Source organism: Pseudomonas sp. P20 (assembly GCF_016463925.1).
Taxonomy (GTDB): Bacteria; Pseudomonadota; Gammaproteobacteria; order Pseudomonadales; family Pseudomonadaceae; genus Pseudomonas; species Pseudomonas aeruginosa.
Genome location: NZ_JAEMVM010000007.1, coordinates 302,833 through 326,172, shown reverse-complemented (window position 1 = coordinate 326,172; position 23,340 = coordinate 302,833). Strand labels below are relative to the sequence as shown.

The window sequence follows — 23,340 nt, the reverse complement described above, 5'->3', positions numbered from 1 at the left end:
GGCGATATCAGCGATCAGGAGAAAAACAGCCGCGCAATGCCGCGGAAGGTCTTCTCGTTCCAGTACTTCAGCGGCAAGCCGGAGAGCAGCTCCCGGGCCAGTACCTTGTCCCGGTTCGAGCACTTGAGGAACATCGAATTGCGGAAGCGCATGATCACCTGCTCGTAATCGGGGTGATCGCTGAACTGGCTGTACGTCTTGAATACGTTGTCCACCATGAAACGGGCGTTCTTGTACGTATTGGTGGGATGCTTGCGGTACTGGGCGAGGACCTCGCCAAGAATGTCGATGACGTAGCCAGCCTTGGTCACCGCCAGTTCGATATAGACATCTTCCAGGCGTATGTCCGGATCGAAACCGCCGACCTTCTCCAGGGCTTCCCGCCGGAACATCAGGGTGGGCGCCATCGGGCCCGGCTTGCGGTCCAGGAACAGGTCATCGAAGTCGAGACGGCGGAAAGGCAGGTCGCGTTTGCGCTGCTCCTTTCCCGGCATGACCCGGCCATTGGAGTCGATGATCTCGATATTGCCCGCGCAGATACCTACCTCGGGCTTGTCCCACATGTGTGCCACCTGTTTCTCCAGGCGTTGCGGCAACATGATGTCGTCCGAACCGAAAGGCACGATGAGATTTCCCCGGGCCCTGGCGATCGCCTCGTTGAGCGTTCTCGACAGTCCCTGGTTCTGCTGGACCCTGAGGTCGAAGCCGTACTTCGCCTGGAGCCCGCGCAAAAGCTCGACGCTGCCATCGCTGGAACCATCGTCCACCACCAGCAGTTCCACGTTGCGGTATGTCTGCGCAGCCACGCTGGCAATGCTCGCTTCTATGTACTTTTCGTGGTTATAGGAAGCGATGATCACGGAAACCAATGGCTGCGAACCATCATCGACGAGCGCCATAACTACAACCTTACCTGTCCTTCACGTCCCCATTCAAAGCGCCAGACATGCATGAGCGATCCTGCGATCTTCATCGGTCCTACACCTCCCCCCAGCCCGGAAAAACAAGCTGAACAATAGCAAACACGCCTGAAGCCCCAGCTCTTTTCGGCTGCTACTCTCAGGTAAAAATACGTCGCCAGGTCTTCTCCAGCCATCCGGGACGCTCCGGCTCGCGCAACGCGGGCCGCATGGCCTCGACGATACTCTGACCGACAGCGGCGAAGCTGAATCGTTCGATGGCCAGCGCCTGGCCGCTTCGCGCGATCCGCTCGGCGAGAGCCGTATCGAGGCGCAGGATCGCGAGCTTTTCCTGGATGTCCGCCACCGAGCGATACAGCACGATATTCTCCATGTCCCGGAAACCCAAGGCCTCGTTTTCCCGCTCGCCCTGGTCGTAGGCCAGCAGCACGCAACCGCAGGCCATCGCCTCGAAATTCTTGATCATGTATTCGCCCATGCCGACATCCGCGCTGACGAAGAAACGGATGCGGTTGAGCGTGCGCAGGTACTCCTCGCCGGACTTGGTCTTGGTCACCAGCAGGTTCTCCACTCCGCCCAACTCGTCGAGCAACGCCTTGCGTCCACTGTAGGCCACGCTGCCGGTACTGCCGACGAAGCCCAGCTCGATATCGCGCGCCAGGCCCAGGTCATGCAACAGGGTCTGGTCGTAGCCCTTGGGCACGAATACCGCGTCGAATCCCTCCTGGCGCAGGCGTTCGCTGACCGTATGGCCCGAACTGATCACCCGTGCCCAGGGCAGGCGCCGGTAATGGGCGCTGAACTTGCCGGTGTACTTGCAGGGAATGTAGTTCTGGTAGGCATCGTGCTCGAGGATCACCAGGTTGGGCACGCTGCGGATGAAGCGGACCTGGCGCATTTCCTTCTTGAAACGGAGGAAGAACAGGATGCGGTCGTAGCGCGAGACATCCACGTGCTTGCGGAAGTAGCCGCGCAGGTCGGCCTGCTCCTCGCTGCTCAGCCAGCGGGTATCGCACTCGCAATGGGCGGCGATGCCGTCGTACAGGCGATCCAGGATCGCGCGCTGCTCTTTCTGGACCAGAAACAGAACTTTCATCAGACCTTCATCCTCGCGGCTGCTCCGAAGCAGCATGGCGGCTCGAACCTTGCCGAACGCTCGACCCAAGCATCACGCCTCCCCATCCAGCGACTCCACCCAGAACAACTCGTGCCGACGCACCGCCTTGCGCATGAACTCGTCCTCGCCGTAAGCCGGCCAGCGACGCCCGGCGAGCCAGCCCTGCAGACGGCGGCGCAGACGGCGCTTGAACGGCGGCCTGGGTTGCAGGTCGTGCATCATGCCCAAGGCCATGGCCTTGTCCACCTGGCGCGTGCGCTCCAGCGCCAGCGTCCATGGCAGCAACGGCGAGCATTCTTCGGTCAGCGGTGGCAGGCTGACCCCCATGTGCGCATCGCCCATCGGCCAGCGATCGTTGTCGTGCAGGTGATTGGCATAGTGCAACAATGCCTGCGGCTGCCAGTCCAGGCCCTGGAGCGCCTCGCGCACAGCCTCCTGGGCGCGGACATGGTCCGGGTGCGGATCGAAATGCGGATGAGGCAGGACGATGACCTCGGGACGTGCCAGCAGGATCAGCTCGCGGAGATCGGACAGCAGATTGTTCCAGGTCGACAGGCCGTCGGCATCGCTGGCCAGGCGCAGGCGGTTGAACTGGCGGAACGGACGGATATCGGCGAGATCGGCCTCACGGGACGGCACCACCTCGCCCGGGTTCGCCTGCATGGCAGGCAATTGCAGGCAGAAATAACCCAGTTGCACGCAGCGCTCGGCCGGCACCCCACCCCACGTCGGCACGGCCTGGCTATCCCAGGCGCGCAGGCGGCCCTTCAGGCGCGCCGCAGCTATTCCGTCGAGGCCCATGCGGCGGTAATGCTCGGTTTCGATCTCGCCGGCGGTCAGGGTCACGATCCAGGCCTCGCGAGCCTGGCTGTAGAGGCCGAAGGCGGCCAGCTCGGCGTCGTCGGCATGCGGAGCGATGACCATCACCCGCCGATCACGGTAGTCGGGATGGCGCGCACGCCACAGGGTCGGTTCGCCGACCAGCCGGCAATGCCGGCCGCGCAGGCGAACCCGGCCCTCGCCCAGCGGCCCGGCCAGTCCCGTCAGGTTCAGGTAGCGCAAGCCGTTCACCCCACGTTCGAAAGCCTGGGCATCGGCCTCCGCGCCACCTTCCAGCAGCACCGAGGGTTCGAGGAAGCGCCCCAGCCAGCCAGCGCGCACGCCGATGCCAAGCACCAGCGTATCGCCTTCGCGCAGCTCGCCGTCGACTCGCAGACGGCCATCCGCCAGGCGTACCGGCAGCGACTCGACCCCTTCCGCGAAACGGTAGCGGTAGTCCTCGCCCGGCGAATAGAACAGGTGATCGGCGAACCAGGCTTCGTGGGCGACCCACAGGGCCATGAGGAGGATCGGCAACAACCAGGGGCTGACCAGCAGACCGACGGCCAGCAATGCCAGCAGCGCAACCAGTAGGCCGATCCGCTTGTTGCGTCGATGACGCTTGAGCAACTGCTGCTTGCGTGCACTCATGCTTCAGACCTGGAAGACCGGAGAAGGATGGCACCAGCGATCCTTGTATTCGCGGTCGGCGCGACCGAACGAATAGCGCAGGGGTTTGCCCAGCGCCCGCGCATCCTCCCAGGCGGCCTGGGTGTTCAGGTAACTGAGCACGCTGCCAGGGCTGAACTCGCGGGTCTGCGGATCGACGCCGCCGTTGATGTACTCGACGCTGAGCCAGCCCGGCGCTTCGGCGCGATACAGTACCTGGACCGCGATGGGCTGGTCGTTGAGCAGCAGGACCGAGCCGCGCAGCAATTCGCGCAGCCGCTCGAAGACCTCGGCCATGCGCTCCGCGCCGGTGGCCGGGAAACCCCAGCGACGCTGGAACAGTTCAAGATAGATGGCGGCGAACTCGGCCGGGGCGAAGCTGTCTGCCTGGCGCACCTGGCCACCAGCCTCCTCCACCAGGCGCACTTCGCGCCGCTGGTTATAGCGGAACTTCTTGGAGAAATCCTCGGGGGCGCGAGCGAAAGCCAGTTGCTCGGTCTGAGGGCGCAGCGTGACGATGTTCCGCTCATGCAGCGCCGACAGGTAGCGTCCCGCATGGCGGAGGGCGATGCGGGCATCGTCGGCCACCGGCAGGATCAGTTCGGCGTTGCCCAGGTCGTACAGGCCCTTCTTGCCGCGCCGCTTGAGCACGTCCTTGGACAACGCCAGGTGGCGGCCCCAGGTCGGGATCGCCGCAACCAGTTCGCCAGCGCTCTCCCAACCCAGGTAACGCACCGGGATTCCGGCCATTTCGGCGAGTTGCTCGACCACCAGCGGGTGGGTCGCGACGCTGCCGCCGAAACGCTGCCAGGCCTGGGCGTAGGTCAGCGCATCCACTTCGCGCCAACCGCGTTCGCGGAAGGCGCGCAACCTGTTCAGCATGCAGACTCCGAAGCGAAGCCGGCAATCGTCGGCAGGCGCCAGAATTCGCGGCGCACCGCGGCGTCGGAGAAGCGTGTCTCCAGGCGCTCGAGCATGAGCCGCGCACAGGCCTCGCGCTGGCGGCGGTCAAGCGCCGCCAGGTGGGTCAGGCCCTCGGCCAGGGCCGTCTCGTCGCCCAGCGGGAAGAGGATGCCGACCCCTTCCACCACTTCGCGGGCGCCGCCACAGGCGGTGGCGATCAGCGGTACACCGGCGACCATGGCCTCCAGCAGGACCATGCCGAACGGCTCGTGGTCGGAACTCAGGGCGAAGGCGTCGAACGCCTTGAAGTAGCGCCGTGCCTCTTCGACCTGGCCGAGGAACAGCACGCGCTCGCCGATACCCAGTTCGCAGGCCAGGTCCTTGAGCTGCTCTTCCAGGCGGCCGCTGCCGAGGATCGCCAGCAGGCTGTTCTGCGGCAGGCGCGGCAGCGCGGCGGCGAAGCCGCGCAGCAGGGTAGCCTGGTCCTTGTCCGGATGCAGGCGGCCGACGTTGCCGACCACCCAGGCCTCGTCGGGCAGGCGCAGTTGCCGGCGCGCACTCAGGCGCTCGACCTGCTCGGCCTGCAGCGCAGCGACGTCGATGCGGTTGTAGAGCGTCTCGATCCGCTCCGCCGGCCACTTCGGCAGGCAACGGCGGATATCGTCGCGCACCGCGTCGGACACCGCCAGCAGGCTCAGGCGCTTGCTCATCAGGCCGGCGAAGACCTTGCGCGACAACCGCTGGTAATCGCCGAAGGCGTGGTGCACGCCAACGATCGGCAGACGAGTGGCCAGGCTGGCGATCCAGATCGGCTTGAAGCGGTGCGCGATGCAGAAGCGGAAGTCGCGCGAACGGGCGATCTCGCGCAAGTCGCGGATCGCCTTCAGCTTGAGGCCACGGATGTCCCTGGAGCCGTACTCGAGGAACAGTACCTCGTCGGAGGCGCAACGCGCCGCCACCTCAGGATCGGAACGCCCGGTGAGGAACACCGTGGTGACCTTGTACGGGGTTCCGGCGAACAGGCTGGCGTACTGACGGGCACAGTCGAGGAAAGGCCCGTCGTAGCCGTGACAGAACTGCAGGACGCGAGGTTCAGCCGACCGAGTCATACCAGTCCACGCCCTCCTTCACGACCAGGATGTCCTCCATGATCAGGTACTGCAGATCGGAGCCGAAGAACATGTTCAGGGCGTCGGTCGGCGAGCAGATCATCGGTTCGCCACGGCGATTGAGCGAAGTGTTCAGGGCCACGCCGTTGCCGGTGAGGTTCTCCAGTTCCTTCATCAGGTCGTAGTAGCGCGGGTTGTACTCGCGCTTCAGCACCTGGGCGCGGGAGGTACCGTCTTCGTGCACCACTTCCGGCACACGCTCCTTCCACTCTTCGTTGACTTCGAAGGTGAAGGTCATGAACGGGGCCGGGTGGTCGATCTTGAACATCTGCGGGCCGACGGTATCCAGCATCGACGGGCAGAAGGGCCGCCAGCGCTCGCGGAACTTGATCTGCGCATTGATCCGGTCGGCCACGCCCGGCACGCTCGGGCAGCCGAGAATGGAGCGGCCACCGAGGGCACGCGGACCGAACTCCATGCGTCCCTGGAACCAGGCCACCGGGTTGCCGTCGGCAAGGATCCTGCCGATACGCCGGCTGCGGTTGTCGATCTTCTGCCACTGCGGCCTGGCCTCGTGACGGGCGCAGGCGGCGATGACGTCCTCGTTGGAATACTCCGGGCCGAGGTAGACGTGCTCCATCTTCTCCACCGGCACGCCGCGCTGGTGCGACACGTAGGCCGCCGCGCCGACCGCGGTGCCGGCGTCGCTGGCCGCCGGCTGGACGAACAGCTCCTTCACTTCGGGGCGCGAGATGATCTTCTGGTTGAGCTTGACGTTCAGCGCGCAGCCGCCGGCGAAAGCGACCTTGCCGGTCTCGCGGATGATATCGCCGAGGTAGTAGTCCATCATCTCCAGCGCGAGCTTCTCGAACAGCGCCTGGATGCTCGCGGCGTAATGGATGTAGGGATCGTCAGCGATGTCGCCTTCGCGCTTGGGCCCCAGCCACTCGATCAGCTTGGGCGAGAAGTAGTAGCCCTTGCCTTTCTCCTTGTAGCGGCGGAAGCCGATGACGTTGGCATAATCGGTGTTGATCACCAGTTCGCCGTTCTCGAACTTGGCGAGACGGGAGAAATCGTACTTGCTGGCGTCACCGTAGGGCGCCATGCCCATGACCTTGAACTCGCCGTCGAGCATGTCGAAGCCGAGGTACTCGGTGATCGCGCCGTACAGGCCGCCCAGCGAATCCGGATCGTAGAACTCCTTGATCTTGTGGATCCGACCGTTCTCGCCCCAGCCGAAGAAAGTGGTGGCGTATTCGCCCTTGCCGTCGATGCCGAGGATCGCGGTCTTTTCCTTGAACCCCGAGCAATGGTAGGCACTGGAGGCGTGGGCAAGGTGGTGCTCGACCGGCTGGATCTTGATTTTCTTCAGGTCGAAGCCGAGTTGTTGCAGGCACCACTCGATGCGCTTGTAGTAACGCTTGTAGCGGCGGTTGCCGAGCAGGATCGCATCCAGCGCGCGATCCGGCGCGTAGGCGTAGCGCTTGGCGTAGTGCCAGCGGGCCTTTTCCATGATGCTGATGGGAGCGAAGGGAATCGCTACCACGTCGACATCGGCCGGCTCGATCCCTGCCTGCTCCAGGCAGAACTTCGCCGATTCGTAGGGCATGCGGTTCTTCGCGTGCTTGTCGCGCACGAAGCGCTCTTCCTCGACGGCCGCGACCAGCTTGCCGTCGATGTACAGGGCGGCGGACGGGTCATGGCTTACGGCGCCAGACAGGCCTAGGACGGTCAATGCCACGGTAGAACCTCTTCAAAGCAGCTCGCGGTTGCGGAGTGGGACCGACAACCGCGGCTTTCGTTTAACTCGTCGACCGCCGCAGGCGGTGGTCGTCGCTTGTCGTTCAAGCCCCGGCGGCGTCGCCGAGGCGGGGAATCCGTTGCTCCAGCAGCCGGTAGAGGCCGCTGTCCTGCGGCCAGTTGCGCAGGAAGCGCGCGCGGTCGCGGGCGTAGGCGCGGGCAAAGGACGCCTGGCTGTGATGCTTGCGCATCGCGTCCAGGTCGATCAGCGCCCATTCGCCGCCTTGTTCATGGGCCTGCCAGAACAGGTTGTGTCCCTTCAGGTCGCCGTGGCTGATGCGTTCGCGGATCAACGTCGAAAACAGCCGATCCAGTGCCGCCAACTCGGCTTCCGGTGGCGAAACGGCGCCATCGGGCATGTCCAGGCAAGGCTTAAAACGAGCGATTATATCCTGACCGCCGAGATAATCGGTAATCAGGTAGGCGCGCCCGCGCAGCCAGCACCAGCGCCGCTCCAGCATCGCCAGCGGACGGGCGGTGGCGATGCCGAGGAATTCCAGGCGGTTGCCTTCGCGCCAGGAGGCCCAGGCCCGGCTCGGCCGCCAGAAGCGCTTCAGCCAATGGACCCAGCCCTTGATGTTGTAGCGCTTGATGATCAGCGTGCGGCCGTTCGCTTCGACCCGGGCGACGGTGGCCGCGCCGCCGTCCTTGTAGACGTGGCCGGCGGCGATCAGGCGGTCCGCGTCCGCCAGCAGGGGCGCCATCGTCTCGGCCTCGCTGCGGCGAGCGGCGAACAGGCGGAACGGACCGCGCACGACGCTGAACAGGCTACAGTCGCGACCGACCTTCCTCAGCAGGTCGCGCACCCGCCAGCGGCGAACCTTGGCGATTTCCTTCTGCAAGGCTTCCAGCGGCAGCGCATGCTCGCCGTTGGCCAGCAGGTAATGCACCAGCAACTCCTCCAGGAAAGGATCGAGGAGCGCCGGCAACTGGGCGAAGAACACCCCGAGGTTTTCCAGCACTTTCTGTCGCGACAGCGGCTGGCCGGGAGTTTCCGCACGCACGCCGCCACCGTCGATGAGATACAGGCGGCCGGCGTGGCGCAACAGGTTGTCCAGGTGCAGGTCGTCCTGCCAGAGGCCCTTTGCATGCAGCTCGCCAATGGCTGCCAGGGCTTCGCCGAGCACCGCTTGCTGGGCATCGCCCAGCGGCGCCTGGGCCTCCACCGCACGCCAGGCGTCACCGAGGCTCTGCGCCGCGTCGAGGTAGTCGAACAGCAGCCAGCCGCCCTCGCCCTGCTGCAGCCCGTCGGCCAGCAGCGCCGGGGTGGTCAGCCCCTGGGCCGCGAGCAGACGCGCCCCTTCCAGTTCGCGCTGGAAATGCCGTGCGGCCTTGCCGCCCACCAGCAGCTTGGCCAGCACCTTGCGCCCACGCCATTCGCCGGCACCGACGTAGCGCTGCCCGGGCAGCACCCGCAGCAGACTGTCCAGGCGCAGTTCGGCAGCGCCAGCGCCATCCGCCAGGGTCACCCGCAATGGCAGTTGCGGGTGGCGCCCGGCGGCTTGCAGTTCGGCCAGTCTCATCGGCGCGACTCCTTGCGCCGACGGCGCTGGTCGAGAAGGCGATACCACTGCTCGACCTCGGCCGAGTCGAGGGGTTCGTCGACATAGGCGGAGATGAATTCGTGCACGTCCGCTTCGCTCCAGTCCGGGGCACGGCGCAGCATCGGCTCCAGGTCCTTGACCTGGTCGCGGCGGCCGAACCAGATCGGGCGGGTCTTCTCCAGGTCGATCAGGCAGGCCTCGAAGACACCATCGGCCCCCTCGCGGAGGAATACATGCTTGGGATAGAAGCAACCATGCATCTGTCCGGCGGCGTGCAGCTGGCGCGCCAGCCTGCCAACCGCCCGGAGAATCGCCCGGCGCCGCTCTTCGGCCAGGTCGTGCCAGGACGCCAGCCAGGTGTCCAGGTCCTGCCAACCGTCCAGGGCACGGGTCAGGAGGATCGCCTGGCGCTCTCCGCCGACCGCCTGCTGGGCGAAGAACGCCGCCTGCAGGGCGGGAATGCCCAGCGCCCGGTAGCGCTCGATGTTGCGGAACTCGCGGGCGAAGGTCGGCTCGCCCAGCGGATGGCGCAGGCTGCGGGTCAGGTGGTTGCTCTGGCGCTTCAGGTAGTAGGCGGAGTCGCCCAGGTCGAGGCGGTAGACGCTGCTCCAGCCACCCCGCTCGGTATTCGGTTCGTCCACGGCGTCCAGCTGCAAGGCCCACAGGGCGTCGAAGCTGTCCAGACGGTTGCGCTGGAGCAGGTCGTGGTCCTGCGCGGCGATGAAAACGCTCATTCGCGCCCCTCGAAGAAAGCCACCACCTGGCGAATACGCTTCTTGTCGGATTCGTTCAGGTGCCGGCGACGGCGATATTGCAGGTAGAAGCGCAGGCGCTGGGTGCGCGACAGGTGGTACTTGGCCACCTTGTCCAGGCAGGCCAGGTCCTTGGTGATCCGATAGCGCAGCATGAAGCTCCACCAGAACGCGCCGTTCGGGCAGTCGATGAAATACACCAGCGGCTGGTCGTCCACCAGCAGGTTGCGCCACTTCAGGTCGTTATGGGTGAAATGCTGGTCATGCATCAGGCGCGTAGCCTTGGCGATCTGCCGGCTGACGCCGTCCACCCAGCGCGGGTCCTTCAGGCGCGGATCCCGGTTGCAGGCGAGCACCGACAAGTCCTCGGTGCCCGGCAGCTCGCGGGTGATCATGGCGCCGCGCTGGAAGGCGCCGGCCTTGCGTTCCAGCCCCCAGGCGACCACTTCGGCGGTGGGAATGCCCCACTTCTCGAAGCGCTTGAGGTTCTGCCACTCGGCCTTGATCCGCGGTCGCGCCAGGTAGCGGCGCAGGCCCTTGCCGGCGCTGCGGTAGCGCTTGACGTAGTAACGCACGCCGTCGCGCTCGATGCGGATGACTTCGGACAACGGGTCGCGGGTCAGGCGCTCGCCCTCCAGGGCGAACACGCTATCGAGGCTACCGAAGTCGGCGGCCAGGTGACGGTAATCGGGTTCGAGGGTCCACCCCGCCATCAGAGCAGGTCTCCGTAACGCTGCTTGCGTTCGTAGAGTTTTTCCGCCTTGCGTTCCATCCAGGCCAGCAGGCCGGCCTCGTCGCGCAGTATCTCGCGCAACGGCCGGCGGAAATAGGTGCGCAGGAAGCGTAGCTTGTCGCGACGCGTCAGTCCGATGTCCAGCGCAGAGAAATACAATGCCGCCAGATCCTTGTTACGCCAGCGTTTCGGCGTGGCGTCGCGGGTCTGGGCACGGTGCAGATCGATCACCGAGAGGCGGAAATCGTCCGCGCTCACCGGCTTGTCGGTGTGCAACAGGAAATGACAGATGTAGCAGTCGCGATGGTTGACTCCGGCACGGTGCATGTCGCCGACCATCCGCGCCACCGCCTCGACCAGCGCGCGCTTGAGCCGCGGCGGTGGAGGACGTTCGCGCCAGTCCTGGGAGAACACCTCGAGGTCCACGGTCGGCGCCAGTTCCTCGGTGACGATGAAGGAATGCTGCCGCGCCGGATCGCTGCCGCGCTCGCCGTAGGCGACCGCGGTCATGGTCGCTACGCCGGCCTCGTGCAGGCGCCGGATGGCCTGCCACTCCTGGCGCGCGCCGAGCACCGGGAGCTTGGCGGTGAGCAGGTTCTTGGCGATCTCGCCCCAGCCGATGCCACGGTGGATCTTGACGAAGTAGCCACGCCCGTCGACCTCGGTGCGCAGGGTGCGGCGCCCTTCCAGTTCGCGGTAGACCTTGCCTTGCAGCGCCTCCACCGCCTCGAACGGGTCGCGCCCGTTCCACAGGCGCTTGAACGGCTCTTCCAGCACCAGCCTCATGAGGCCTCCCCGAGGATCAGGTCGGCGGCGCGCTGCGGCATGCTGTAGAGGTCGGCGTGATCAGCGTAGGCCAGGCCATTGCGCGACCAGGCGGCGCGCGCCGGAGCGTCCTCCAGCATTTCCGCGAGCAGGCGGTTGAGACTGTCCTGCTCGAAGGGACTCGGCAGCACCCGCCCGGCGTCGGCCTCGGCGATGTAGTGGGCGTAGCCGCAGACATCGGTCACCAACACCGGCAGGCCGGAGACCAGCGCCTCCAGCAGCACCGTACCGGTGTTCTCGTTGTAGGCCGGGTGGATCAGCAGGTCGGCGCCGAGCAGGAAGCGCGGGATATCGCTGCGACCCTTGAGGATCTGTACCTGGTCGTTGAGACCGAGGGCGGCGATCTGTAGCAGGAACGGCTTGGGATCGTCCTGGCCGATGGCGATCAGCCGGGTACGCCTGCGCAACGCCTTGGGCAGCGCGGCCAGCGCCTTCAGGCTGCGATCCAGGCCCTTGGTCTTGAAGCCGGAACCGATCTGCACCAGCAGCAGGTCGTCCTCCTCCAGGCCGAACTCGCGGCGGAATTCCGCACGCACGTCCGCGGCGTTGGCCGGCGCCCGGCGATCCTGGCTGATCCCCGGCGGCAGCAGATGGAAACGCTCGGCCTGGGTGCCGTAGTGCTTGACGAAGAGCGGCTGCTGCACCTCGGAGATCATCAGGATCTCGGTCTTCGAGGCCGGGTCGAACACTGCCCGTTCGTAGCCGGCGAAGTGGCGGTAGCGGCCCCACTGGCGATACAGCGGGTTGCGCAAGGTCTGGGCCTTTTCCTCGAAACAGGCGTCGGCGGCGTAGTAGACATCCAGTCCGGGCATCTTGTTGAAGCCGATCACCCGCTGCACCGGGCGCCTGTCCAGGTCGGCGCGGACCCACGCGGTGAACTTCTCGTTGCGCCGGTGGTTGAAGATCGAGCGCACCGGGGCCACCAGCACTTCGAAGCCGTCCGGCACGTCGCCCTCCCAGATCAGCGTATAGACGCGGATGTCGTGCCCGCGCCGCTGACATTCCAGGGCGATGCGCATGAAGTCGCGCTGCAGGCCGCCGAAGGGGAAGTATTTGTAGAGGATGAACGCCAGGGTCATCGGAGGGTCTCCGGGGCCAGCAGCATGGCCTCCAGCTGGGTGGCCACGCGCTGGGGATTCAGCCGGGTGAAGCACAGCGGCTGCTCACGCTTGAGATCGAACAGTTTGCGATCCTCTTCGGTCGGCTGGTAGGTACAAGTCTTCTTCAGGCACGGCGCACAGGGGAAGTCGCTGCCCAGGTGGACCTGGGAACGCCCGTAGGCGCCGGTGAAGCCAGGATTGGTCGGGCCGAACAGCGACAGCGTCGGCACGTCCAGCGCCGCCGCCAGGTGACCGAGGCCGGTATCCACCGCCACGCAGGCGCGCGCGCCGGCAAGCACCTTGGCCATGCCGGCCAGGGATAATCTGGGGAGTACCGCGGCATTTTCCAACCCCGCCGCCAGGCGCCCGGCCCGCTCCCGCTCGGCGGCGCTGCCCCAGGGCAGGCGCACCGACCAGCCGCGCTCGCACATGCGCTCGGCCAGTTCGCGCCAGTAGGCTTCCGGCCAATGCTTGGTGTCCCAGGTAGTACCGTGCAGGAACACCAGGTACGGCGCGCCAGGGTCGGCGTCGGCCAACTGCTCGCGGTCCAGGCCATAGTCACCGACCGACTCAGGCAACGGGTAGTCCAGCGCCTGGGCGAACAACTGGCGCGTGCGCTCCACCGCATGCTGTCCCCAGGCGACCGGATAGGCACGGCGATAGAAGCGGCTGGCGAGCGGCTCGCGCGCCGAGTCGCGATCGAGACCGGCGACCGGCGTCTTGCCCACGTAGCGGGTCAGCCAGGCACTCTTCAGCAGCCCCTGGGCGTCGATCACCAGGTCATAGTCGACTTCCTTCAGGCGCTGCTTGAAGCGCCGCCATTCGCCGTTGCGCAGGGTCTGCCAGAGGTTCTTGCGCCAGCGCCGGATCGCCACCGGGATCACCCGCGCCACCGCCGGATGCCAGGCGGGAATCTCGGCGAAACCTTCCTCCACCACCCAGTCGAACTGGATGCCGGGAATCGCCCGGGCGGCGTCGGTAAGCGCCGGCAGGGTGTGGATCACGTCGCCGAGGGACGAGGTCTTGACCAGCAGTACCCTCATCCGGCGACCTCGGCAGGGTCGCCGACCAGCCGCTCCAGGGCTTGCAATACCAGGCCAGGCGGCAGCTCGCGGAGGCAATTGTAGTGGCCGAAGCGACAGGTGCGCTCGAAGCACGGGCTGCACTCGAGACCGAGGCGGACGATCTCCACCCGGTCCGCCAGCGGCGGGGTGAACTGCGGCGAGGTGGAGCCATAGACGCCCACCAGCGGGCGATCCAGCGCGGCCGCCACGTGCATCAGGCCGGAATCGTTGGACACCACCGCGCCAGCGCAGGACATCAGGTCGATGGCCTCGGCCAGCGAAGTCTCCCCGGCAAGATTGAAGGACTCCTCGCGCAACCCCGGAATCAGGCGCTGGCGAATCTCCTCTCCACCGGGATGGTCGTTCTTCGAGCCGAACAGCCAGACCTGCCAGCCGGCACGGATCTTCGCCTCGGCGACCGCGGCGTAGTGTTCCGCCGGCCAGCGCTTGGCCTCGCCGAACTCGGCGCCGGGACAGAGCGCCAGCACCGGGCGGTCCAGGCTCAGGGCGAACTTGTCGAGCGCCGCCTGGCGGCTGCCGTCGTCGATCCGCAGGCGCGGCTGCGGATAGGGCTTCGGCAACTCCACGCCCGGCTCGAAGGCCAGGGCCATGAAGCGTTCGATCATCAGCGGATAGCGCTGCTTGTCGAGCTTGCGGATGTCATTGAGCAGCCCGTAGCGCATCTCGCCGCGCCAGCCGGTGCGCTTCGGTATTCCGGCGAACCAGGGCACCAGCGCCGACTTCAGCGAGTTGGGCAGCAGGATCGCCTGCTCGTACTGACCGCGCAGGCCGCGTCCGATCCGGCGCCGTGTGGCGACGTCCATCACCCCGTGGCCGAGCGGGAAGCTCAGGGCCTGGCGCACCTCGGGCATGCGCTCGAGGATCGGTCGGCTCCACTCGGGCGCCAGCACGTCGATCACGCACTCGGGATGCCGCTGGCGCAGACACTGGAACAGGGTCTGCGCCATCACCATGTCCCCCACCCAGGAGGGACCTACGATCAGAATTCTCATTCAGGCTCCGGAAATGATCAGGGAGGCTTTCGCCTCCCTGTCACACCCTTCTTCGGTGCTTACTTGACCAGGGTACGCCACTCGGCGTGGGCCTCGGTCTTGCCGCTGACCAGGTCGAAATAGGCTTTCTGCAGCTTTTCGGTGACCGGGCCACGGCGGCCGGCGCCGATCTTGCGACCGTCCACTTCGCGGATCGGCGTGACTTCCGCGGCGGTGCCAGTGAAGAAGGCCTCGTCGGCGATGTACACCTCGTCGCGGGTGATGCGCTTCTCGACCAGTTTAAAACCGTGTTCGGCGGCCAGGGTCAGGATAGTGTTACGAGTGATGCCGTTCAGGCAGGCGGTGACTTCCGGGGTGTAGATCACGCCATCCTTGATGATGAAGATGTTCTCGCCGGAGCCTTCGGCCACGTAGCCTTCCGGATCGAGCATCATGGCCTCGTCGGCGCCGCCGGAGATCGCTTCCTGGAGGGCCAGCATCGAGTTGATGTAGGCGCCGTTGGACTTGGCGCGGGTCATCGAGATGTTGACGTGGTGGCGGGTGAAGGAACTGGTGCGCACCTTGATGCCTTGCTGCAGGGCTTCCTCGCCCATGTAGGCGCCCCAGCTCCAGGCGGCGATGATCACATGGACCTTCAGGCCGCTGGCGCGCAGGCCCATGCCTTCGCTTCCGTAGAACACCATCGGGCGGATATAGGCGCTTTCCAGGTTGTTCTCGCGCACGGCGGCGCGGGTCGCCTCGTTGATCTCGTCGCGGCTGTACGGGATCTGCATGTTCATGATGTGCGCGGAGTCGAACAGCCGGTCGGTATGCGCCTGCAGGCGGAAGATCGCCGTGCCCTGCGGGGTGTCGTAGGCGCGCACGCCCTCGAACACGCCCATTCCATAGTGCAGGGTATGGGTCAGCACGTGCGTGGTCGCGTCGCGCCACTGCACCAGTTCACCGTCATACCAGATCACGCCATCACGATCGGCCATCGACATAGTTGCCAGCTCCTTCAGATATTCGTTACGTACTTGCGTTACGTGCCTGAGTGGATCAGCCGAGCCGCAGCTCGCGCCAGATCCTGATCACTTCTCGCCGCTCCGTCTGGAAGTGCTCGCCGCTCACGACCCCGGCCTCCTTCTGTAGTGCCAGGCGGTGTGCGGCTGCGCGATAGGCCTTGTAGGCCTCCTGCAGGAGACGGACGTCCTCGCTGGCGATCAGGCCAGCCCGTTCCAGTCCTTCCAGAATGCGGATGTTATCGGTGAATTCGAGCAGCGCCGGGTGTTCTCCGGACCAAGCTAGAACCGCATATTGCACCATAAATTCGATATCGACGATACCACCGGCATCGTGCTTGAGATCGAAGGCTGCCGTGGCCTCGAAGGCATTCGAGGCGGTACCGGCGGCGGTCGCGCGGGTTCCCAGGTTGTCGCGCATCTTGGCGCGCATTTCGCTGACTTCGGTGCGCAACGCGTCGAGATCGCGCGGCCTCGCCAGCACCTCGGCACGTACCGCCTCGAAGCTCGCCTGCACCCGCCGGCAACCGGCCAGCACCCGGGCGCGGACCAACGCCTGGTGCTCCCAGGTCCAGGCCTCCTGCTCCTGGTAGCGCTGGAAGGCGCCCAGCGAACTCACCAGCAGGCCGGCCGCGCCGCTCGGACGCAGGCGCATGTCGACCTCGTAGAGGGTGCCGGATGGCGTCTGCGCGGTGAGGAAATGGATGATCTTCTGCCCCAGGCGGGTAAAGAACTGCGCGCCATCGATGGATTTGCCGCCATCGGTCTCGCACTGGGGGTCGCCGTCATGGATGAACACCAGGTCGAGGTCCGAGCCATGGCCGAACTCCAGCCCGCCGACCTTGCCGTAGCCGACGATGACGAAGTCCGGATCGCACGGCATGCCGTCGGCGCGCAACGGCCGGCCGTGACGCTGCACCAACTGCCGCCAGGCCAGTTCGAGGACCTCGACGAGGATCGCCTCGGCCAGCCAGGTCAGGTAGTCGCTGACCTTCATCAACGGCAGCGTGCCGGCGATCTCCGAGGCCGCCACCCGCAGCCCGTGGGCCAGCTTGAAGTGACGAAGGGTCTCCATCTGCTGCTCGAGGTCGTCCTCGGGAATCCGCATCAGCCGTTCGCGCAGCTCGGCGGCCAGCTCGGCGGCCTGTGGAGGACGGAACAGGCGCCCCTCGTTGAGCAGCTCGTCGAGTAGAATCGGGAACCGCGCGATCTGCTCGGCAACCATCGGGCTGGCCGCGCAGAGGGTCAGCAGGCGCTCCAGCGCGCCGGGGTTCTCGGTCAGCAACACCAGGTAGGCGGAACGCCGCGCCACCGCTTCCACCAGCGGCAGGACCCGCTCCAGCACCAGGTCCGGCTGGGGGTTTTCCACGGTCATCGCCAGCAGGCGCGGAACGAAGGCATCCAGGCGCTCCCGGCCGAGACGCTGCATCGCTCGTACCTGGGGGCCGTGGCGCAGATCGCTGAGACGCTTCCAGGCCGCCTCGGCATCGACGAAGCCGGCGTCGGCCAGTTGCCGGCTGGCCGACTCCTCGTCCAGCGCCTCCTCCCACAGCGGGATCCACTCGGCGCCGACGCTGCCGCAGGCCGCCTCGCCGCTTTCGTCCTCGTCCGGGTCGGCGATCACCTGGCGGAAGTGCCAGTCGATGCGCGCCCGCCAGTGGCTCAGGCGCTCGTGGAATGCGGCCCAACTGGCGAAGCCCATGATGAAGGCCACGCGGATGCGGTCGTATTCGTCGCTGGGCAGCATTTGCGTCTGCCGGTCGGCCAGCGCCTGGATGGCATGCTCGGCGTAGCGCAGGAACTCGTAGCCGCCGCGCAGCTCCTCGACCACCGCCGGCGGCAGGTAGCCCTGCCCCTCCAGGGTCGCCAGCACCTTCAGCAGCGGCCGTTGCTGCAAGCTCAGGTCGCGCCCGCCATGGATCAACTGGAAGGCCTGGGCGATGAACTCCACCTCGCGGATACCGCCTTCGCCCAGCTTGATGTTTTCCGACATCCCCTTGCGCCGGACCTCCTGCTGGATCAGCTGCTTCATGGTGCGCAGCGCCTCGATGGCGGAAAAGTCCAGGTAGCGCCGATAGACGAACGGCCGCAGCATGCCGAGCAGTTGCTCGCCTGCCTGCTGGTCGCCGCCGACCACCCGCGCCTTGATCATCGCGTAGCGCTCCCAGTCGCGCCCCTGGTCCTGGTAGTACTGCTCCAGCGCGGCGAAGCTGTAGACCAGCGGTCCGCTGGAGCCGTAGGGACGCAGGCGCATGTCGACGCGGAAGACGAAGCCGTCGACGGTGATCGCATCCAGCGCCTTGATCAGCTTCTGCCCCAGGCGGGTGAAGAACTCCTGGTTGTCCAGCGAACGCTTCGCCCCCTCGGTCTCGCCGCCCTCCGGGTAACCGAAGATCAGGTCGATGTCCGACGACAGGTTGAGTTCCACCGCGCCCAGCTTGCCCATGCCGAGGACCACCATCCGCTGCGGTTCGCCGGAGCGCCGGCCGATCGGCGTGCCGAACTGCTCGCACTGGCGCCGATGGAGCCACTCGCAAGCCAGGTCGATGCAGGCGTCGGCCAGGGCCGACAGGTCGCGACAGGTTTCCGCCAGCGCGGCGCGGCGGGTCAGGTCGCGCCAGATGATGCGCAGTTGCTGGCGTGTGCGGAAACGTCGCAGGCGCCGACCGAGTTCGTCCTCGTCGGCGCAATCCTCCAGCCGCGCCTGCAACTGACTGCGCAGTTCGCCGGGCGCGTGGGGGTTCTCCAGCTCGCCGCGTTCGGCCAGTTCCAGCAGCATCGCCGGGTCGCGCACTGCCTGCTCGGCGACGAAATCGCTGGCCGCGGCGACCCGTCGGAAATCCTCCAGGCGCTCCTCGGGCCAGGCCTCCAGGCGGGCCAGGGCGGCGGCATCGAGGGCGGCGACAGCGGAGCGGAGGGCAGTCCCGGCGCGTTCGGCGGCGGGCAGCAGGGTGGCCGGCAGATTCGCCAGCGAAGGCAGGCTCATGGTCTATCCTGTTTGGGCTTCCGACCGAAGACCACAGGCTCGACGCACAACGTCGAAAAGGCTCTACATCGGGCCTTATAGCCTGACAGCGACAATCGAAATGTAGTTTTACTACTAAAAATTGTATCCAGAGGGCTGTTTCTCAGACTGATCTGTAGTAAAACTACAAGTCGCCGGGTACACCCCCGGAGAACATCCAAGAATTAGCTGCGGTCGCCCACGAGGCCGGCCGCTCACCTATGGCATCCGATTCTGGAAGCCTTTCCGCCCTGGAGCAAGCCATGCAAGACCTCGATCCCGTCGAAACCCAGGAATGGCTGGACGCCCTGGAGTCCGTACTCGACCGCGAAGGTGAAGACCGCGCTCATTACCTGATGACCCGCATGGGCGAGCTGGCCAGCCGTAGCGGCACCCAACTGCCCTACGCGATCACCACGCCCTATCGCAACACCATTCCGGTAACCCACGAAGCACGCATGCCCGGCGACCTGTTCATGGAACGCCGGATCCGCTCCCTGGTGCGCTGGAACGCCCTGGCGATGGTGATGCGGGCGAACAAGCACGACCCGGACCTGGGCGGCCACATCTCCACCTTCGCCTCCTCGGCGACCCTCTACGACATCGGCTTCAACTATTTCTTCCAGGCTCCCACCGACGAACACGGCGGCGACCTGGTGTTCTTCCAGGGCCACGCGTCCCCCGGCGTCTACGCCCGGGCCTTCCTCGAAGGCCGCATCAGCGAGGAACAACTGGAGAACTTCCGCCAGGAAGTGGACGGCAACGGCCTGTCCTCCTATCCGCACCCCTGGCTGATGCCAGACTTCTGGCAGTTCCCCACCGTATCCATGGGCCTTGGCCCGATCCAGGCGATCTACCAGGCACGCTTCATGAAGTACCTGGAAAGCCGCGGCTTCATCCCCGCCGGCAAGCAGAAGGTCTGGTGCTTCATGGGCGACGGCGAGTGCGACGAGCCGGAATCCCTCGGCGCGATCTCCCTGGCCGGCCGCGAGAAACTCGACAACCTGATCTTCGTCATCAACTGCAACCTGCAGCGCCTCGACGGCCCGGTCCGCGGCAACGCCAAGATCATCCAGGAACTGGAAGGCGTGTTCCGCGGCGCCGAGTGGAACGTCAACAAGGTCATCTGGGGTCGCTTCTGGGACCCGCTGTTCGCCAAGGACACCGCCGGCCTGCTGCAGCAGCGCATGGACGAGGTCATCGACGGCGAATACCAGAACTACAAGGCGAAAGACGGCGCCTACGTGCGCGAGCACTTCTTCGGCGCGCGTCCGGAACTGCTGGAAATGGTCAAGGACCTTTCCGACGAGGAAATCTGGAAGCTCAACCGCGGCGGCCACGACCCCTACAAGGTCTATGCGGCCTACCACCAGGCGGTCAACCACAAGGGCCAGCCGACCGTCATCCTGGCCAAGACCATCAAGGGCTACGGCACCGGCAGCGGCGAAGCGAAGAACATCGCGCACAACGTGAAGAAGGTCGACGTCGACAGCCTGCGCGCGTTCCGCGACAAGTTCGACATCCCGGTCAAGGACGCCGACCTGGAGAAGCTGCCGTTCTACAAGCCTGAAGAAGGCAGCGCCGAGGCCAAGTACCTGGCCGAGCGCCGCGCCGCGCTGGGCGGCTTCATGCCGGTGCGCCGGCAGAAGAGCATGAGCGTGCCGGTTCCGCCGCTGGAAACCCTGAAGGCCATGCTCGACGGCTCCGGCGATCGCGAGATCTCCACCACCATGGCCTTCGTGCGGATCATCTCGCAGCTGGTCAAGGACAAGGAACTCGGCCCGCGCATCGTCCCGATCGTCCCGGACGAGGCCCGTACCTTCGGCATGGAAGGCATGTTCCGCCAGCTCGGCATCTACTCCTCGGTCGGCCAGCTCTACGAGCCGGTGGACAAGGACCAGGTGATGTTCTACCGCGAGGACAAGAAGGGCCAGATCCTCGAGGAAGGCATCAACGAGGCCGGCGCCATGTCCAGCTGGATTGCCGCCGGTACCTCCTACAGCACCCACAACCAGCCGATGCTGCCGTTCTACATCTTCTATTCGATGTTCGGCTTCCAGCGCATCGGCGACCTGGCCTGGGCCGCCGGCGACAGCCGCGCGCACGGCTTCCTGATCGGCGGCACCGCCGGTCGCACCACGCTGAACGGCGAAGGCCTGCAGCACGAGGACGGCCACAGCCACCTGCTGGCCTCGACCATCCCGAACTGCCGCACCTACGATCCGACCTACGCCTACGAACTGGCGGTGATCATCCGCGAAGGCTCGCGGCAGATGATCGAAGAGCAGCAGGACATCTTCTACTACATCACCGTGATGAACGAGAACTACGTCCAGCCGGCCATGCCGAAGGGCGCAGAGGAAGGCATCATCAAGGGCATGTACCTCCTCGAGGAGGACAAGAAGGAAGCCGCTCACCACGTGCAACTGCTGGGCTCCGGCACCATCCTGCGCGAAGTCGAGGAAGCGGCCAAGCTGCTGCGCAACGACTTCGGCATCGGCGCCGACGTCTGGAGCGTGCCGAGCTTCAACGAGCTGCGTCGCGACGGCCTTGCCGTCGAGCGCTGGAACCGCCTGCATCCGGGCCAGAAGCCGAAGCAGAGCTACGTCGAGGAGTGCCTGGGCGGCCGTCGCGGCCCGGTGATCGCCTCCACCGACTACATGAAGCTCTACGCCGAGCAGATCCGCCAGTGGGTTCCCTCCAAGGAGTACAAGGTGCTCGGCACCGACGGCTTCGGCCGCAGCGACAGCCGCAAGAAGCTGCGCAACTTCTTCGAAGTGGATCGTCACTGGGTGGTGCTGGCCGCGCTCGAAGCGCTGGCCGATCGCGGCGATATCGAGCCGAAAGTGGTGGCCGAGGCCATCGCCAAGTACGGGATCGATCCGGAGAAGCGCAACCCGCTGGATTGCTAATTCGCTCCATACTCCCCTCGGCAGCGAGGGGTTTCGAGCACGCCGGCGCCGCCAACGGGCGGCGCCGGCTCACAACGAACCAAGGACCAAAAGTCTTTGTTTTGCGCGCCGCACAGCGGTGGTGGCACGTAAAAGGAGAGGAATGTGAGCGAACTCATTCGCGTACCCGACATCGGCAACGGTGAGGGTGAAGTCATCGAGCTGCTGGTCAAGCCCGGCGACAAGGTCGAGGCCGATCAGAGCCTGCTGACCCTGGAATCCGACAAGGCCAGCATGGAAATCCCCAGTCCCAAGGCCGGGGTAGTGAAAAGCATCAAGGCGAAGGTCGGCGACACCTTGAAAGAAGGTGACGAAATCCTCGAGCTGGAAGTGGAAGGCGGCGAACAGCCTGCCGAAGCCAAGGCCGAGGCAGCGCCCGCCCAACCGGAAGCGCCGAAAGCCGAAGCGCCTGCTCCCGCCCCGAGCGAGAGCAAGCCGGCCGCCCCCGCCGCGGCCAGCGTCCAGGACATCAAGGTCCCGGACATCGGCTCGGCCGGCAAGGCCAACGTCATCGAAGTGATGGTCAAGGCCGGCGACACGGTCGAGGCCGACCAGTCGCTGATCACCCTGGAATCCGACAAGGCCAGCATGGAGATTCCCTCGCCGGCCTCCGGGGTGGTGGAAAGCGTCTCGATCAAGGTCGGTGACGAAGTCGGCACCGGCGACCTGATCCTCAAGCTGAAGGTGGAAGGCGCCGCTCCGGCAGCCGAAGAGCAACCGGCAGCCGCTCCGGCCCAGGCCGCGGCGCCCGCCGCCGAGCAGAAGCCCGCCGCGGCGGCCCCTGCGCCAGCCAAGGCCGATACCCCGGCTCCGGTCGGCGCACCCAGCCGCGACGGCGCCAAGGTCCACGCCGGCCCGGCGGTGCGCATGCTGGCGCGCGAGTTCGGCGTCGAGCTGAGCGAAGTGAAAGCCAGCGGTCCCAAGGGTCGCATCCTCAAGGAAGACGTCCAGGTCTTCGTCAAGGAGCAACTGCAGCGCGCCAAGTCCGGCGGTGCCGGCGCCACCGGCGGAGCCGGCATCCCGCCGATCCCGGAAGTCGACTTCAGCAAGTTCGGCGAAGTGGAAGAAGTGGCGATGACCCGCCTGATGCAGGTCGGCGCCGCCAACCTGCATCGCAGCTGGCTGAACGTGCCGCACGTGACCCAGTTCGACCAGTCGGACATCACCGACATGGAAGCCTTCCGCGTTGCCCAGAAGGCCGCGGCGGAGAAGGCCGGGGTCAAGCTGACCGTACTGCCGATCCTGCTCAAGGCCTGCGCCCACCTGCTCAAGGAACTGCCGGACTTCAACAGTTCGCTGGCCCCCAGCGGCAAGGCGCTGATCCGCAAGAAGTACGTACACATCGGCTTCGCCGTGGACACTCCGGACGGCCTGCTGGTCCCGGTGATCCGCGATGTCGACCGGAAGAGCCTCCTGCAACTGGCCGCCGAGGCCGCCGAGCTGGCCGACAAGGCCCGCAACAAGAAGCTCTCGGCCGATGCCATGCAGGGCGCCTGCTTCACCATCTCCAGTCTCGGCCACATCGGCGGCACCGGCTTCACGCCGATCGTCAACGCGCCGGAAGTGGCGATCCTCGGTGTGTCCAAGGCGACCATGCAGCCGGTATGGGACGGCAAGGCCTTCCAGCCGCGCCTGATGCTGCCGCTGTCGCTGTCCTACGACCATCGCGTGATCAACGGTGCCGCCGCGGCGCGCTTCACCAAGCGCCTGGGCGAGCTGCTGGCGGACATCCGCACCCTGCTCCTGTAATACCTGCGCCGCTCCCCACGGAGCGGCCAGCCCCTCTCGCGAGCATGCCACGCTCGTCTCTCGGCCCCACCGGATGGTGGGGCTTTTTTTGCCCGCCTGACGGCTCGGCGAAACTGCGTCCCGTCGTACCGCCAGCGAATGCCACAGGACCCGCAGGCGCGAGTTCGGCGCGCACGATGACAGGCGCTCGACGCCAACCCTCCCGGCGAAGCCAACCCTACGAAAAACAGGGCTTTTCCAGCGGCACCGCAGACCTCCGACCGTCCA

Annotated in this window: 17 protein-coding genes; 2 read left to right on the top strand and 15 right to left on the bottom strand. The window is 66.1% G+C overall.

Annotation, left to right across the window (positions count from 1 at the left end; genetic code table 11):
* Positions 1 to 14: 14 nt before the first annotated feature.
* From wapR to glnE, 15 genes are all read right to left on the bottom strand, one after another.
* Complete coding sequence (wapR, locus tag JHD77_RS08905) at positions 15 to 899, bottom strand: alpha-1,3-rhamnosyltransferase (protein ID WP_003116152.1); 885 nt, start codon at positions 897 to 899, stop codon at positions 15 to 17.
* A 160-nt stretch (positions 900 to 1,059) separates the two neighbouring features.
* Positions 1,060 to 2,016, bottom strand: a complete 957-nt coding sequence (locus JHD77_RS08900) for a glycosyltransferase family protein (RefSeq protein WP_003114548.1) — start codon at positions 2,014 to 2,016, stop codon at positions 1,060 to 1,062.
* Positions 2,017 to 2,088: 72 nt separating this feature from the next.
* A complete protein-coding gene (locus JHD77_RS08895; protein ID WP_003123594.1) occupies positions 2,089 to 3,507 on the bottom strand; it encodes a PIG-L deacetylase family protein in 1,419 nt (472 codons plus the stop codon).
* Between the two features lie 3 nt (positions 3,508 to 3,510).
* Positions 3,511 to 4,407, bottom strand: coding sequence for an antimicrobial resistance protein Mig-14 (locus JHD77_RS08890; protein WP_003158384.1), 897 nt, complete (start codon positions 4,405 to 4,407; stop codon positions 3,511 to 3,513).
* Positions 4,401 to 5,537 (bottom strand): glycosyltransferase, encoded by a 1,137-nt coding sequence (locus JHD77_RS08885; RefSeq protein WP_003109898.1) that lies wholly within the window; start codon positions 5,535 to 5,537, stop codon positions 4,401 to 4,403. Before JHD77_RS08885 ends, JHD77_RS08890 begins: the two co-directional genes overlap by 7 nt.
* Positions 5,521 to 7,278 carry a carbamoyltransferase family protein gene (locus JHD77_RS08880; RefSeq protein WP_003095766.1) on the bottom strand — a complete coding sequence of 586 codons (1,758 nt, stop codon included), beginning with the start codon at positions 7,276 to 7,278 and terminating at the stop codon, positions 5,521 to 5,523. Before JHD77_RS08880 ends, JHD77_RS08885 begins: the two co-directional genes overlap by 17 nt.
* A gap of 103 nt (positions 7,279 to 7,381) precedes the next feature.
* On the bottom strand, positions 7,382 to 8,860 hold the full coding sequence (locus JHD77_RS08875) for a lipopolysaccharide kinase InaA family protein (protein WP_003123597.1): 1,479 nt from the start codon (positions 8,858 to 8,860) through the stop codon (positions 7,382 to 7,384).
* Positions 8,857 to 9,615 (bottom strand): lipopolysaccharide kinase InaA family protein, encoded by a 759-nt coding sequence (locus JHD77_RS08870; protein WP_003095770.1) that lies wholly within the window; start codon positions 9,613 to 9,615, stop codon positions 8,857 to 8,859. Before JHD77_RS08870 ends, JHD77_RS08875 begins: the two co-directional genes overlap by 4 nt.
* Complete coding sequence (locus JHD77_RS08865) at positions 9,612 to 10,346, bottom strand: lipopolysaccharide kinase InaA family protein (protein ID WP_003095773.1); 735 nt, start codon at positions 10,344 to 10,346, stop codon at positions 9,612 to 9,614. The genes JHD77_RS08870 and JHD77_RS08865 overlap by 4 nt, the downstream gene beginning before the upstream one ends.
* Positions 10,346 to 11,152, bottom strand: a complete 807-nt coding sequence (gene rfaP / locus JHD77_RS08860; protein ID WP_003114553.1) for a lipopolysaccharide core heptose(I) kinase RfaP — start codon at positions 11,150 to 11,152, stop codon at positions 10,346 to 10,348. The genes JHD77_RS08865 and rfaP overlap by 1 nt, the downstream gene beginning before the upstream one ends.
* The gene (locus JHD77_RS08855) at positions 11,149 to 12,270 is read right to left on the bottom strand and encodes a glycosyltransferase family 4 protein (protein WP_003116148.1); all 1,122 of its coding nucleotides are present in this window, start codon (positions 12,268 to 12,270) and stop codon (positions 11,149 to 11,151) included. The genes rfaP and JHD77_RS08855 overlap by 4 nt, the downstream gene beginning before the upstream one ends.
* Complete coding sequence (waaC, locus tag JHD77_RS08850; protein ID WP_003116147.1) at positions 12,267 to 13,334, bottom strand: lipopolysaccharide heptosyltransferase I; 1,068 nt, start codon at positions 13,332 to 13,334, stop codon at positions 12,267 to 12,269. Before waaC ends, JHD77_RS08855 begins: the two co-directional genes overlap by 4 nt.
* Positions 13,331 to 14,368 (bottom strand): lipopolysaccharide heptosyltransferase II, encoded by a 1,038-nt coding sequence (waaF, locus tag JHD77_RS08845; protein ID WP_003109905.1) that lies wholly within the window; start codon positions 14,366 to 14,368, stop codon positions 13,331 to 13,333. Before waaF ends, waaC begins: the two co-directional genes overlap by 4 nt.
* 59 nt (positions 14,369 to 14,427) lie before the next feature.
* On the bottom strand, positions 14,428 to 15,351 hold the full coding sequence (ilvE, locus tag JHD77_RS08840; protein ID WP_003095783.1) for a branched-chain-amino-acid transaminase: 924 nt from the start codon (positions 15,349 to 15,351) through the stop codon (positions 14,428 to 14,430).
* Positions 15,352 to 15,406: 55 nt separating this feature from the next.
* Positions 15,407 to 18,355, bottom strand: a complete 2,949-nt coding sequence (gene glnE / locus JHD77_RS08835; protein WP_031756322.1) for a bifunctional [glutamate--ammonia ligase]-adenylyl-L-tyrosine phosphorylase/[glutamate--ammonia-ligase] adenylyltransferase — start codon at positions 18,353 to 18,355, stop codon at positions 15,407 to 15,409.
* 281 nt (positions 18,356 to 18,636) lie between these two features.
* Between glnE and aceE the strand changes: the two genes are divergently transcribed.
* Both aceE and aceF read left to right on the top strand, forming a co-directional pair.
* A complete protein-coding gene (aceE, locus tag JHD77_RS08830; protein ID WP_003114556.1) occupies positions 18,637 to 21,285 on the top strand; it encodes a pyruvate dehydrogenase (acetyl-transferring), homodimeric type in 2,649 nt (882 codons plus the stop codon).
* Between the two features lie 144 nt (positions 21,286 to 21,429).
* Entirely contained in the window at positions 21,430 to 23,073 is a 1,644-nt protein-coding gene (gene aceF, locus JHD77_RS08825; RefSeq protein ID WP_003125595.1) for a dihydrolipoyllysine-residue acetyltransferase, read from the top strand.
* The last annotated feature ends 267 nt before the right edge of the window (positions 23,074 to 23,340 follow it).